General features: G+C 67.1%; 11 protein-coding genes and 1 tRNA gene. 6 read left to right on the top strand and 6 right to left on the bottom strand.

Annotated features, from left to right (window positions below; translation table 11 throughout):
- Nucleotides 1–35: 35 nt before the first annotated feature.
- Entirely contained in the window at nucleotides 36–1,250 is a 1,215-nt protein-coding gene (locus ACZK5G_RS21650) for an MFS transporter (RefSeq protein ID WP_478464778.1), read from the bottom strand.
- Nucleotides 1,251–1,357: 107 nt separating this feature from the next.
- On the opposite strand from ACZK5G_RS21650, the gene ACZK5G_RS21645 reads away from it, so the two are divergent.
- Nucleotides 1,358–2,260 carry a LysR substrate-binding domain-containing protein gene (locus ACZK5G_RS21645; RefSeq protein ID WP_423164268.1) on the top strand — a complete coding sequence of 301 codons (903 nt, stop codon included), beginning with the start codon at nucleotides 1,358–1,360 and terminating at the stop codon, nucleotides 2,258–2,260.
- A 197-nt stretch (nucleotides 2,261–2,457) separates the two neighbouring features.
- Here the strand turns inward: ACZK5G_RS21645 and ACZK5G_RS21640 are convergent, their stop codons facing one another.
- Entirely contained in the window at nucleotides 2,458–4,578 is a 2,121-nt protein-coding gene (locus tag ACZK5G_RS21640) for a methyl-accepting chemotaxis protein (RefSeq protein ID WP_478464776.1), read from the bottom strand.
- Nucleotides 4,579–4,761: 183 nt separating this feature from the next.
- Here ACZK5G_RS21640 and ACZK5G_RS21635 point away from each other — a divergent pair, with 183 nt between their 5' ends.
- Nucleotides 4,762–5,217, top strand: coding sequence for an Rrf2 family transcriptional regulator (locus ACZK5G_RS21635; RefSeq protein ID WP_033833804.1), 456 nt, complete (start codon nucleotides 4,762–4,764; stop codon nucleotides 5,215–5,217).
- A complete protein-coding gene (locus tag ACZK5G_RS21630; protein ID WP_049398662.1) occupies nucleotides 5,207–6,112 on the top strand; it encodes an NAD(P)/FAD-dependent oxidoreductase in 906 nt (301 codons plus the stop codon). The genes ACZK5G_RS21635 and ACZK5G_RS21630 overlap by 11 nt, the downstream gene beginning before the upstream one ends.
- A gap of 151 nt (nucleotides 6,113–6,263) precedes the next feature.
- Here the strand turns inward: ACZK5G_RS21630 and ACZK5G_RS21625 are convergent, their stop codons facing one another.
- The 4 genes from ACZK5G_RS21625 to ACZK5G_RS21610 form a co-directional block, all read right to left on the bottom strand.
- On the bottom strand, nucleotides 6,264–7,484 hold the full coding sequence (locus ACZK5G_RS21625) for an RtcB family protein (RefSeq protein WP_478464774.1): 1,221 nt from the start codon (nucleotides 7,482–7,484) through the stop codon (nucleotides 6,264–6,266).
- A gap of 56 nt (nucleotides 7,485–7,540) precedes the next feature.
- Entirely contained in the window at nucleotides 7,541–8,665 is a 1,125-nt protein-coding gene (locus ACZK5G_RS21620) for a slipin family protein (protein ID WP_478464773.1), read from the bottom strand.
- A 357-nt stretch (nucleotides 8,666–9,022) separates the two neighbouring features.
- Nucleotides 9,023–9,096, bottom strand: a tRNA-Thr gene (locus ACZK5G_RS21615).
- A 679-nt stretch (nucleotides 9,097–9,775) separates the two neighbouring features.
- Nucleotides 9,776–10,732 carry an aldo/keto reductase gene (locus ACZK5G_RS21610; RefSeq protein WP_478464771.1) on the bottom strand — a complete coding sequence of 319 codons (957 nt, stop codon included), beginning with the start codon at nucleotides 10,730–10,732 and terminating at the stop codon, nucleotides 9,776–9,778.
- 169 nt (nucleotides 10,733–10,901) lie between these two features.
- Here ACZK5G_RS21610 and ACZK5G_RS21605 point away from each other — a divergent pair, with 169 nt between their 5' ends.
- From ACZK5G_RS21605 to ACZK5G_RS21595, 3 genes are all read left to right on the top strand, one after another.
- Complete coding sequence (locus tag ACZK5G_RS21605; RefSeq protein ID WP_478464769.1) at nucleotides 10,902–11,759, top strand: class I SAM-dependent methyltransferase; 858 nt, start codon at nucleotides 10,902–10,904, stop codon at nucleotides 11,757–11,759.
- A 95-nt stretch (nucleotides 11,760–11,854) separates the two neighbouring features.
- A complete protein-coding gene (locus ACZK5G_RS21600; RefSeq protein ID WP_012481577.1) occupies nucleotides 11,855–12,121 on the top strand; it encodes a hypothetical protein in 267 nt (88 codons plus the stop codon).
- Nucleotides 12,122–12,185: 64 nt separating this feature from the next.
- The gene (locus ACZK5G_RS21595) at nucleotides 12,186–12,725 is read left to right on the top strand and encodes a pseudouridine synthase (protein ID WP_049460607.1); all 540 of its coding nucleotides are present in this window, start codon (nucleotides 12,186–12,188) and stop codon (nucleotides 12,723–12,725) included.
- The last annotated feature ends 41 nt before the right edge of the window (nucleotides 12,726–12,766 follow it).

The following is a 12,766-nucleotide window of genomic DNA, read 5'->3' as shown; positions in this document are numbered from 1 at the left end:
ACCGTATGCATGCCGGCAACGGTGCATTGCATGGATCAATGCGCGGTGGCGGCAATGCCGTCGGCGCGGTGGTCGACGCCATCGCGGCGGTCGAGGCGGCCACTGAGCACGGTCAGCGCGTAGGCCAGTACGACCACCAGCGCGCCCAGCCATGGGGTATGCATCAGGCCGATGTGCTCCACCACCAGGCCACCCAGCGAGGCGCCCATGGCGATGCCGACGTTGAACGCGGCAATGTTCAGGCCCGATGCCACGTCGCTGGCCTGCGGTGCATAGCGCTGCGCCTGCTTGACCACGTAGACCTGCAGGCCGGGCACGTTGCCGAATGCCACCGCACCCAGCGCCAGCACCGTCAGCAGCATCAACCAGGTGTTGTAGGCCGTGAACGTGAGCACGAACAGCACCAATGCCAGCAGTCCGAAGATGCGCTTCAGCGCGGGCACCGGACCCAAGCGGTCGGCCATGCGCCCGCCCCACAGGTTGCCGATCGCCACCGACACGCCGTACACCAGCAGCACCAGGCTCACGGCGTTGGCCGGCAGGCCGGTGACATCCTGCAGGATCGGCGCCAGATAGGTGAAGGCCAGGAAGGTGCCACCGTAGCCCAGCGCGGTCATCGCATAGACCAGCAGCAGGCGTGGCTGGCCGAGCACGGCCAGCTGCTGGCGGAGGCTGGCCGGCGCACTCTGCGGCAGGTTGCGCGGTACGAACAGCAGCGCGCCGATCAGGGCGACCACGCCGAGGCCGGCCACTGCCAGGAAGGTCGCGCGCCAGCCCAGATGCTGGCCGATGAAGGTGCCCAGCGGCACGCCGGTCACCAGCGCCACGGTCAGGCCGGTGAACATGATGGCGATCGCGCTGGCCGCCTTCTCCTTCGGCACCACGGCGGTGGCGATGATCGCGCCGATCGAGAAGAACACGCCGTGCGCCAGGCCGGTGAGGATGCGGGCGATGATCAGCGAGGTATACCCGGGTGCCATCCAGGCGACGACATTGCCGAGCGTGAACAACACCATCAGCGCCACCAGCAGTTGCTTGCGCGGTACGCGTCCGGTCAGCGCAGTCAGCACCGGCGCACCGATGGCCACACCCAGCGCGTACAGCGAGACCAGCAGGCCGGCCGAGGGCAGGCTGACCTGCAGGTCGCCGGCGATGGTCGGGATCAGGCCGACGATGACGAATTCGGTGGTGCCGATGGCAAAGGCACCGAGGGTCAACGCCAGCAGGGCGAGGGGAATGCCACGGATCATGACAGGGTCCAGCAGGAGGAAGAGGCTGCGCAGTCTGCGCCGCCGACCTTTGCTGAAAAACCGGTCTTCACGCCAATCACTATTGCCGTGCAGTCAATAATAGGGGCATGAAGACCACTCTCGATGAAATGCAGGCGTTCCTTTCGGTGATCGACAGCGGTTCGATCAGTGCTGCCGCCGAGCAGCTGGGGCAGACGCCCTCGGGTGTGAGCCGCGCGCTGGGGCGGCTGGAGGACAAGCTGGGGATCACCCTGCTGACCCGCACCACCCGCCGCCTGCACCTGACTGCCGAGGGCGAGGCGTTCCTGCGCCATGCGCGCGCGATCATCGATGCGGTGGAATCGGCCGAGGAACAGATGGCGGCGCGCCGCGAACGCCCGGCGGGGCGCCTGCGCGTGGATGCGGCGATGCCGTTCGTGCTGCACGTGATTGCGCCGCTGGTGGCCGGCTATCGCGCGCGTTACCCGGAAGTACAGCTGGAGTTGAACAGTTCCGACCGCTACATCGACCTGCTCGAACGGCGCACCGATCTGGCGATCCGGATCGGCCCGCTGGCCGACTCCACCCTGCATGCGCGGCTGCTGGGCCGCTGCCAGCTGCGGCTGGTGGCCAGCCCGGCCTACCTGGCCAGGCACGGCGAACCGGCCAGCGTCGCCGCGCTGGGCCAGCACACGCTGGTCAGCTTCAACGAGCCGGAATCACTCAACCGTTGGCCGCTGCCCGGAGAGTCGGATGGGCTGCTGCTGGTGCGGCCGGATATCGCCGTGTCCAGTGGCGAGACGTTGCGCCGGCTGGCGGTGGAAGGTGTGGGCATCACCTGCCTGTCTGACTTCGTCACCGATCGCGACCGCAGCGCCGGCACCCTGGTGCAGGTGCTGGCGGGGCAGACGCTGGATGTGTACCAGCCGATCCATGCGGTGTACTACCGCAACACCGCCGTGTCGTCGCGGATCAGCTCGTTCGTGGATTACCTGGCCGACGCGATGGCGCAGAGCGATTACGTGCGCTGAGGTTGCCGGCCAGCGGCCGGCACTACCGCATGCGCCGGTGGGCGCGGCCGCTCTGGTGGGTGCGGACCGTTGGTCCGCACTGATCCTGCCGTCGCCCGACCAATGGTCGGGCGCTACCCATGTGGCGGCGGACGCTGCCGGCCTGCGGCCGGCACATCGCGCGGGTAGTGCCGGCCGCTGGCCGGCAACCGGATCAATCAGGCCGCGCGCGCCAACGCGTCCTTCGCTGCCGCCGGGGTCGACAGGTCGAACACATCCACCGCGTCGATCAACCGGCTCGCCTGTTGTTCCAGGCTGCGTGCGGCGGCACTGGCTTCCTCCACCAGCGCGGCGTTCTGCTGGGTGGTGCCATCCATCTGGATCACGGTCTGGCTGACCTGTTCGATGCCCGCGCTCTGCTCCTGCGAGGCCGCGGAAATCTCGGCCATGATGTCGGTCACGCGCTGCACCGACGCCACGATCTCGGCCATGGTGTCACCGGCCTCGCGCACGCGCTGTGCACCGTGCCCGACCTGCTCAACCGACGCTTCGATCAACGCCTTGATCTCCTTCGCGGCCGCCGCCGAGCGCTGCGCCAGCGTGCGTACTTCACTGGCAACCACCGCGAAGCCGCGGCCCTGTTCGCCGGCCCGCGCCGCTTCTACTGCCGCGTTCAGCGCCAGGATGTTGGTCTGGAACGCGATGCCATCGATCACGCTGATGATCTCGGCGATCTGCCGCGACGAGGTCTCGATCGCGCCCATCGTCGCCACCACCTGGCCGACCACGCTGCCGCCCTGCGAGGCGACCGTGTGCGCGCCGATCGCCAGCTGGTTGGCCTGGCGTGCATGCTCGGCGTTCTGGCGCACGGTGGAGGTCAGTTCTTCCATCGACGCGGCGGTTTCTTCCAGATTGGCCGCCTGCTGCTCGGTACGGCGCGACAGATCATTGTTGCCGGCGGCGATCTCTGCAGCCGCAGTGTGGATGTTGCCGGAGGCGTGCTTGATGTCGGTGACGATGGTCGCCAGCTGCGCGGCGGTGGTGTTGGCATCGCCGGCGATGCGCGCGAACACGCCCTGGAAATCGCCATGCATGCGCGCGCCGAGGCGGCCATCGGCAATCGCGCGCAGCATGCTGGAGACCTCGCCGAGGTTCAGTTCGGTCGTCTGCATCAATCGGTTCAAGCCGTCGACCATCGCGCGGAAGTCATGCTCGAAGCGCGCGCTGTCGCCACGCTGGCCGAAGTCACCCATGGCAGCGGCTTCGGCCAGGCGGCGGATCTCGCCATTGATCATGCCGAGATTGACCTTGGCGGTATCCAGTGCGTCGGTGATCACTGCCTTCTCGCCGGGCAGGCGTTCCATGTCCTGGCTGAGGTCGCCGATGGCGTAACGGCCCATGATCGCAATCGCGCGCAGCTTCACCTGGATGTGCGCATCGACCAGCGCGTTGCTGTCGGCCACCATCGTGCCGAATGCGCCGGGGAAGGCACTGGCATCCATGCGGTGGCTGATGGTGCCGGCGTCATGCGCCTGTGCCATCGTGGCCTGCGCATCGAGCACGCCGCGCAGTGTGGACTGCACCGCCTGCATGGCCTGCGCGAGCCGACCGATCTCATCGCGGCTGCGCACCTGCACAACATGCTGCAGATCACCGGCGGCCACTGCACGCGCAGCGGCTTCCACCGCCAGCACCGGCTGCACCACCGCACGCCGCAGCCACCAGCCCAGGCCCATCAGCAGCAGCACGGCGGCCAGCACGGTCAGCGCCGCGCACAGCAGCAGCGTCTGCCGCGCCTGCTGCGAACGGGCCGCTACCGCCGCTTCGGCCACCTGCGTGGCGTGCGTACTCAACGCATCCAGCGCGGTTGCCACCAGGCGGTCCTTGCCGCGCACGAGGTTGTCGCCGGCGGCGGGATCGTAGCTGGCCTCGGCGAACGCCTGCAGCGCCGCGTGATAGTCCTGCTGCAGCTGCGCATGCAGGCCGATGAAGGCCTGCGCCAGTTCGCGCGTGCGTGCATCCGGGCTGCTGACCAGGCCCTTGGCCAGCTGCTCGACCAGACGGCCCTCGCTGTCGAAGGCGTCCAGGTGGCGTTGGCGCAACGCGTCGTCGTGGCCGCGCAGCAGCACGTTCTTCCATTCCTGCACCTGGCCGCGGAACTCGCGCTGCAGGCGTTCGGCATCGCGGCTGTGCGCGACTTCGGGTGGAACCTCGGTGGACAACTTCAACCAGGCGGAGGCGAGGCCGGCCAGAGCGCACAGCAGGACCACAGCCAGACCAACAGAAACCGCGCCGAGCAGCTTGGACTGCAGGCGCGGAGCACGGACAGACGCATTCATGTGGAAGGACTCTCGGGAAGGGGCAATGCGGTATCGACCCGCTGCGCACGCCCTGAAGTGGGATGCGCATCACATTCGCGTTTCGTTTAGTGATGTGAAGAAACTATTTCATAGGACAGATGTGTCCATATGGAACGAAAGCAGACCCTCGACAGAGGAATTAAATGTAACTAATGTTGTTACATGAAATCCGCGAACCCGCTCTCCGACGCCCTGCACGTGATGGCGCACCTGGTCGGCCATGCCGCCCCGCGCACGTCCGAACAGCTGGCGTCCTGCCTGCCGACCCATCCGGTGGTGATCCGTCGTCTGCTGGCACAGCTGCACAAGGCCGGCCTGGTGCGCAGCACCCGTGGTCACGGCGGCGGCAGCCTGCTGGCACGCGATGCCGCGGCGATCACCCTGCATGACATCTATCTGGCGGTGGGAGCACCGCCGCTGGTCCAGGTCGGCGCTCGCGATTCCGGCGGTGGCTGCCCGATCCAGCAGCTGGTCAACAGCGCCCTGCTCGAAGGCGCGCGCGAGGCGCAGCGGCTGCTTGAGCAGCGCCTGCAGGCGACCACGCTGGACCAGCTCGGCGCCGACTTCGCCCGCCATCTTGCCCATCACCGTTCCCTGGAAGGTCACCATGAATCCTGATGTGCTCATCGTCGGCGGCAGCTACGCCGGCATTGCCGCCGGCCTGATCCTGGCCCGTGCCCGTCGCCCGGTCACCGTCATCGATGCCGGTTCACCGCGCAATCGCTTCGCCAGTCATTCGCACGGGGTGCTGGGGCTGGATGGCATCAGTGGCGCCGAGCTGCTGAAGACCGCGCGTCAGCAGCTGCTGGACTACCCCACGGTGCGTTGGGTGCATGCCGAAGTGGAGCACGCCCGCACCACCGCCGAAGGCGTGGAAGTGCGTACCGCCGATGGCCAGGTGCTGGCCGCGCGCAAGCTGCTGCTGGCCAGCGGCATCGCCGACCAGCTGCCGGAACTGCCCGGACTGGCCGAGCGCTGGGGCAGCACCGTGCTGCACTGCCCCTACTGCCACGGCTATGAAGTCGGTGGTGGTGCCATCGGCCTGCTCGGCGGCCATCCGATGTCCGCCAGCAAGGCGCCGCTGTTTGCCGACTGGGGCAATGTCACGTTCTTCAGCATGGGTCTGGAGATCACCGATGAGGAACGCGCCGCCATGCAGCAGCGTGGCGTGCACATCGAGACGTCACCCGTGCTGGGTGTGCAGGGCGACCAGCCGACCTGGCTGGAAGTGGAGCTGGCCGACGGCCGCCGTATCGCACAGCGGGCGTTGTTCGTGCCGGCTACCCAGGCGATGGCCACGCCGCTGGTGCAGCAGCTGGGGTGCACATTGGTCGAGAGCCCGCTGGGGGTGCTGATCGAGGTCGACATGATGAAGCAGACCTCGGTGCCGAACGTGTACGCCGCAGGCGATGCGACCACGGTCGGCAACATCACCCTGGCCACCGCCGAGGGCGTGCGTGCGGGGATCGGCGTGCATCATGCGCTGGTGGCCGAGGACAGCGTGCCGCGCTGATCGCAGCACCGGTAGCCGCCGACCTTGGTCGGCGCCGCTCCATCCACGCATGGCGTGGAAGAGCAGTCGAGCAAACTCGACGCTACGGATCCCGGGCATCCATTCGCCCGTGCCCGTCGAGCAGGTGCCGGCCGAGGCCGGCACCGTTCCATCACCCCTTTACGCACAGCACCTGGCGCAGGGTGTGCACCACGTCGACCAGGTCGAGCTGTGCGGCCATTACATCGTCGATCGACTTGTACGCGGCCGGCGACTCGTCCAGCACGCCGCTGTCCTTGCGGCATTCCACGTGTGCGGTGGCTTCGCGGTGCTGGGCCAGCGTGATCTGCTGCCGCGCAGTGCCACGGCTCATCACCCGGCCGGCACCGTGGCTGCAGCTGTGGAAGCTGTCCGCGTTGCCCTTGCCACGCACGATGTAGCTGCGCGTGCCCATGCTGCCGGGAATGATGCCCAGCTCGCCTTCGCGGGCGCTGACCGCACCCTTGCGCGTCACCAGCAGCTCCTGGCCGTGGTGCGTCTCCTTCTGCACGTAGTTGTGGTGGCAGTTCACCGCCATCGCCGCCAGCTGGAACTTCGGCAGCCGGTGGCGCATCTCGGCCAGCACCCGCGACATCATTGCCTCGCGGTTCTGCCTGGCGTAATCCTGCGCCCACGACACCGCTTCAACGTAGTCATCGAACAGCGGCTCGCCTTCCATGAAGAACGCCAGGTCCTTGTCCGGCAGGTGGAAGCCGAGCACACGGCGCGCAAGATCTTCGCGCGCCTTCTCGATGAAGTAGGTGCCGATCAGGTTGCCGGTGCCGCGCGATCCGCTGTGCAGCATCACCCACACCGTGTCCGTTTCATCCAGGCACAGTTCGATGAAGTGATTGCCACCGCCCAGCGTACCCAGCTGGCGGTCCAGCTTGTCGGTGCGGATCCGGCGGTGCTTGTCCTTGATCTTCTCCAGGCCGGCGGCCAGCCCGGATTGCACCAGCCGGGTGTGGATGCTGTCGGGCATGCGGTGGTGCTCGCCGCCGCGACCGTTGCCGACCGGGATGCTGCGCTCGATGCTGTTGCGCAGCTGCCGCAGGTCATCGGGCAGATCGTTGGCGCGCAGCGTGGTACGCACCGCCGCCATGCCGCAGCCGATGTCGACGCCGACCGCGGCCGGGATGATCGCACCGCGGGTCGGGATCACCGAGCCCACGGTCGCGCCCTTGCCCAGGTGAACGTCCGGCATCACCGCCACCCACGGCCCGACGAACGGGATCGCGGCGATGTTGCGCAGCTGCTCATGCGCCTGTGCTTCCAGCGGCACACCGTTGACCCAGCCCTTGATCGGCGTGGTGCCCTCGGCGTGCAGCCATTGATAGTTGTGTTGAGTGTCCATGTCTTCGTGTTTGTCCTTGATGGGCCGGTGGCGCGTCCCTGCGCCACCGCTACCCCCTACCTGATCGTCACCAGCTGCTTCAGCACGCCATCCAGGCCGCCGAACACGGTGAGCTTGTCGATCTTCTCGGTGACCTTCTCCAGTGCCTCCAGCTCCTTCAAGCGCATCAGCACCGGGTTGTCCTCGATCAGCTTTGCGGTGTTGAGCTGCGAACGCGTGGCGTTGGCCTCCTCGCGACGGCGGATCACGCTGGCCTGGGCCTGCTTCTCGGCCAGCACCACACCGTTGAGGATCTCCTTCATCTCACCCGGCAGGATCACGTCCTTGATGCCCACGCCGAGCAGCCGCACGCCGTGGCCCTCGATCGCTGCCTGCACATGGGCGGCGATCTCGCCGTCCAGTGCCGCCTTGTCACCCAGCAGCTCGTCCAGGCTGCGCGCGGCAATCGCCTGGCGCAGGCCGAACTGCAGCTGCCGGTAGACGAACTCGTCGGCATTGCTGAGCGTACGGTGTGCACGCACCGGGTCGACCACCTGCACGGTCGCGGCCAGGTTCACCCGCAGGGTCACCTTGTCGCGGCTGAGCAGTTCCTGGCCGGACACGTCCAGCGAACGCGCACGCAGCTCCACACGCTCCACCGATACGTTGCCATTGAAGTTCCAGAACGCGTGCAGGCCGGCGTCCAGCGTCTGTCGCAGCGTGCCATCGATGAACAGCAGGCCGACCGACTCGCTCGGCACGGTGCTGATCACTGCCACACGCGGCAGCACGCCCAACTGGCCCAGGCGCTGCTGCACGTCCGCCGGAATGCGCGGCTCGTCACCCAGCGCCATCACGCGCACCTGGGTGTCGACCGAACCCCGCCAGTACAGACGGCGGCTGCCCGGCGGCAGCACTTCATCGATGCGGCCATTGCGCAGCAACAGGCCGACCTCGATGGCACCGACATTGGCCAGCACGAAGTGCGTGTCCAGTCGTGCGCCCAGCGCCTCGATCAGGCTGTCCTGGTCGCTGCCGGTGTAGGCCGCGCCCTTGGATGCGGTGTGAATGTCCACGTGCGGGCGGCCGCCGAACGGCGACAGGCGGTGCACGCCCGGCAGCAGGATCTGCTGGAAACGACGGTTGCGATACACCAGGCCGCGCTCGCCGTCGCCGATCACGACCTTGATGGTCCAGAACATGGGAGTCTCTCCTTGTATGGCTCTGGTGGTTCGACCCGTTGCGGATGAATCGCCATGACCCGGGTCGATCAGGTCGTGGCGAGGCTGCCTGCACACCACGTGCAGGCAGCGGAAGAGGGCGGCCATCGGCGGACGGTCCACGCGCGGAGCCTTCGGTGCACCGGCACGGCTGCCATCGTCGTTCCCGGCAGGCAGCACCGGTGCGGAACGTGGCTGGCAGTGGCGGCGGGCCGGGGCCCGGCGTGCGGTCCGTTGCCTTCCACGTTCCTGCCCGAAGGCGTTGTCTGTGGACGGCGACGATGGCCGCTGGGGCTTGCGCCCCGGGTGTTGCTTCAAGTCATGACGTGACAGGTCATGTGGTTTGGAGTGGGAATCGAACCCACGACAGACGGATTACGGATCCGTTGCTCTGACCAAGCTGAGCTATCCAGTTGGGGACCGCGCGGAATCGAACCGCGTACCGGCGAACCGATGCCTGCTTCCAGCAGGCGATCCAGGCGATGGCATGTCCGCGACCTCCGGCATACGCCACGGCAACGCCGTGCGCACCAGCCCGTGGTGGAAACGGGACCGTTGGAGAATCGAGGGTGCAGGCCATCGACATTATCGCGAGCGATAATGTTTTGATGCGATGCAGATAATGTCCAGGCGTCGCCACTCGCGCGAAGTAAATCCTTCGGCGGAGCGGAAAAAACCTGTGTCAGTGAGCGGCGGGTTGCCGCGCGGGGTGAAGTTCTGGCATCGCGGGTCCTTGTGCCGACGCAAACGAAAACGCCCCCGGGACTTGCGTTCCGAGGGCGTCGTCAAGCCTCGGAGATCGGGGTGGCCGATCTCCGCAGGGCGGGTATCAGGCCGTTGTCAGCTGGACTTCCTTGCCGAACGCGCGCGCCAGCACGTCCATGCGCAGGCATGGCAGCAGTTTGGCGATGGCGACGGAATGCGCGTTCAAGGGAAGTTTCCAGTGGTTGTTGAAACGAGGTGCGCACGATAAACCACGATTTACTCGTGCGCAACCATTTTGTTCAATTATTTTCTTCTTTACCGCGCAATGCCGGCCAGCGGCCGGCACTACCGGACTGTGCGATGCCGGCCAGCGGCCGGCACTACAACTCAGCCTTCTTCGCTAGCGGCGTCGAGTTGCGCGACATCCTGCACGCTCAGCGACACGTTGGCTGCGGCCAACAGATCGTGCAGCTGCTCGACGCTGGTGGCGCTGACGATCGGCGCGGTGATCGACGGCCGTGCGATCTGCCACGCCAGTGCGATCTGCGCGGCACTGGCGCTGTGCTTGCTGGCCACGTCATCCAGCGCCTGCAGGATGCGCAGGCCACGTGGATTCAGATAGCGCTTCACCACGTTCTCGCCACGTGCCGGGCTCTTGGCCGCATCGGCCGGCGTGCGGTACTTGCCGCTGAGGAAGCCGCTGGCCAGGGCGTAGTAGCCGATCACGCCGATCTGTTCGCGCTGCACCAGCGGTTCCAGCTCCTTCTCGTAGCCGGCGCGGTCGTACAGGTTGTACTCGGGCTGCAGGGTTTCGTAACGCGGCAGCTTGTAGTCGGTGGATACCTTCAGCGCATCGGCCAGGCGCGTGGCGCTGTAGTTGGACGCACCGATCGCACGCACCTTGCCGGCTTCGATCAGCCGGCCGAATGCAGCCAGGGTCGCTTCCAGCGGCGTTGACTCGTCATCCTCGTGGGCCTGGTACAGATCGATCACGTCGGTCTGCAGGCGGCGCAGCGAATCTTCCACCGCGGCGTTGATGTTGTCCGGGGTCAGGCCGGGGCGCTCGGCCCACTTGGCCACCTTGGTCGCCAGCACCACCTTGTCGCGCTTGCCGCTGCGGGAAAACCACTTGCCGATCAGCGTTTCCGATTCGCCGCCGGCATTGCCCGGCACCCAGGCCGAATACACATCGGCGGTGTCGACCAGGTTGAAGCCGGCATCGACGAAGGCATCGAGCAGGGCGAAGCTGGCCTTCTCATCGGCGCTCCAGCCGAACACGTTGCCACCGAAGGCGAGCGGACGTACATGCAGGCCGGAACGGCCCAGTTCGCGGGTTGCCGTCATGGGCACGGACTCCTTGGGGGAAGTGCTCCAGAATAAAACGCGTTGTGTGACCGTGCTGCGGCGGTGACCACAAAACAGTGTTCCGCGATGCGCACGCAGCTAACGTTTTGTGAACACCTGGGACGCCGCGGCTGCTAGTCTCGCCGCATCTTCCGCTGGAGTCGCTCCGATGATGCCTGCTTCGTCCCTGCGTGGTTGCCGCCTGCTGCTTGCTTCGGCCCTGCTTGCCGCTGTTCCCGCGTTCGCCGCACCGGCCACGGTGGCACCGGCGAAGATCCAGGTATCACCGGCCATCGATGCGGCGGTGAAGGCGTCGACCCGTGATGCCAACAACGTCAAGCGCGATGGCTTCCGTCATCCGGCGCAGACGCTGTCGTTCTTCAAGGTGACGCCGGAAAAGACCGTCATCGAGATCACCCCCGGCAACGGCTGGTACTCGGAAATCCTGGCGCCGCTGCTGCAGGACAAGGGCCACTATGTTGCCGCCGTGGTCGACCCGATGGCGGTGCCCGAGGGCCGCGGCCGTGACTACCAGCAGCGCAGCCGCGACAGCCTGGAAAAGAGGTACGCCGGTGCGCCGGCACAGTTCGGCAAGACCGCCGTGGTCGCCTACGATCCGGCCAAGCCGGTGTTCGGCCCGGCCAGTTCAGCCGACGTGGTGCTGACCTTCCGCAACGTGCACAACTGGCGCAAGGCCGGCCAGGCGCAGGGCATGTTCCAGGGCTTCTTCAACGTGCTCAAGCCGGGCGGCGTGCTGGGCGTGGTCGAGCATCGCGCCAAGGCCGACGTGGCCGACGACGATGACACCGGCTATGTCGGCCAGCAGCAGGTGATCGCGATGGCCGAGGCCGCCGGCTTCAAGCTGGATGCGCGCAGCGAGGTCAACGCCAACCCGCGCGATACCAAGGACCACCCGAACGGCGTGTGGACGCTGCCGCCGACCAACCAGCATGACAAGGCAGATGATGCGAAGTACCAGGGGATCGGCGAAAGCGACCGCATGACCCTGCGCTTCATCAAGCCGTAAAGGGGGGCGCCGGGCCGTGCCTGGTGAGCGCGCAGCGCGGTGTCGGGCGGAATGGGTAGCGGCCGGGCAATGCCCGGCGCTGCCACCAATGGAGTGTGCTGTTGAAGAAAGTGCTGTACTTCGCCTTCGCATTGATGGCGCTGCCGCGGTTGTACGACTTCGTGTTCCATGCGGGTCACGTGCATGATCTCGTGGCAGCGGCAGGTTTTGCGGTGCTGCTCGTGGGTTGCCTGTGGGACGAACGTGCGCGCAGGGCCTGCCCGCCGGTAGCGCGGCTACGGTATCGCGCCAACGCTGCCGCCACGTGCGGCGCCGTGGTGGTGCTCGTTGCGCTGTTGATGGAAAGGAAGGTCTTCGGCTGAGTGGTGATCGCGGCGGCGATGCGGGAATGGGACAATGCCCCACCCGCCGACTGCCGTGCCCGCAATGCTGATCGCCTTCAACAAGCCCTTCAACGTGCTCTGCCAGTTCACCGACCGCAGCGTACCGCCGCGGCCGACGCTGGCCGGGTTCGGCCTGCCGCCGCGCGTGTATGCCGCCGGTCGCCTGGACCATGACAGCGAAGGCCTGCTGCTGCTGACCGACAACGGTACGCTGGCGCACAAGCTGACCGACCCGAGGCACAAGGCTGACAAGACCTACTGGGTGCAGGTGGAAGGCATGCCCAGCGACGAACAGCTGCAGCAGCTGCGCACGGGCGTGGTGCTCAATGACGGGCCGACCCTGCCGGCGAAGATCGAGCGCCTCGATCCGGCGCCGTCGCTGTGGACACGCGATCCGCCGGTACGCTTCCGCAAGACCGTGCCCGACGCCTGGCTGGCGATCACGATCCGGGAAGGCCGCAACCGGCAGGTGCGGCGGATGACCGCGGCGGTGAACCTGCCGACGCTGCGGCTGGTCCGCGTGTCGATGGGGCCTTACCGGCTGGACGACCTGCAGCCGGGGCAGTGGCGGCAGATCGGTTGATGCAGAAAGGGCCGGATACCTTCCGGTGTCCGGCCCTCATG

Source organism: Stenotrophomonas sp. 62841_Sma (assembly GCF_056482945.1).
This window is presented reverse-complemented; position numbering and strand designations above follow the sequence as displayed.

Coding starts and splice junctions, on each gene's coding strand:
- ACZK5G_RS21650 (WP_478464778.1), bottom strand. CDS start 1,250: ATGATCCGTGGCATTCCCCTCGCCCTGCTGGCGTTGACCCTCGGTGCC.
- ACZK5G_RS21645 (WP_423164268.1), top strand. CDS start 1,358: ATGAAGACCACTCTCGATGAAATGCAGGCGTTCCTTTCGGTGATCGAC.
- ACZK5G_RS21640 (WP_478464776.1), bottom strand. CDS start 4,578: ATGAATGCGTCTGTCCGTGCTCCGCGCCTGCAGTCCAAGCTGCTCGGC.
- ACZK5G_RS21635 (WP_033833804.1), top strand. CDS start 4,762: ATGAAATCCGCGAACCCGCTCTCCGACGCCCTGCACGTGATGGCGCAC.
- ACZK5G_RS21630 (WP_049398662.1), top strand. CDS start 5,207: ATGAATCCTGATGTGCTCATCGTCGGCGGCAGCTACGCCGGCATTGCC.
- ACZK5G_RS21625 (WP_478464774.1), bottom strand. CDS start 7,484: ATGGACACTCAACACAACTATCAATGGCTGCACGCCGAGGGCACCACG.
- ACZK5G_RS21620 (WP_478464773.1), bottom strand. CDS start 8,665: ATGTTCTGGACCATCAAGGTCGTGATCGGCGACGGCGAGCGCGGCCTG.
- ACZK5G_RS21610 (WP_478464771.1), bottom strand. CDS start 10,732: ATGACGGCAACCCGCGAACTGGGCCGTTCCGGCCTGCATGTACGTCCG.
- ACZK5G_RS21605 (WP_478464769.1), top strand. CDS start 10,902: ATGATGCCTGCTTCGTCCCTGCGTGGTTGCCGCCTGCTGCTTGCTTCG.
- ACZK5G_RS21595 (WP_049460607.1), top strand. CDS start 12,186: ATGCTGATCGCCTTCAACAAGCCCTTCAACGTGCTCTGCCAGTTCACC.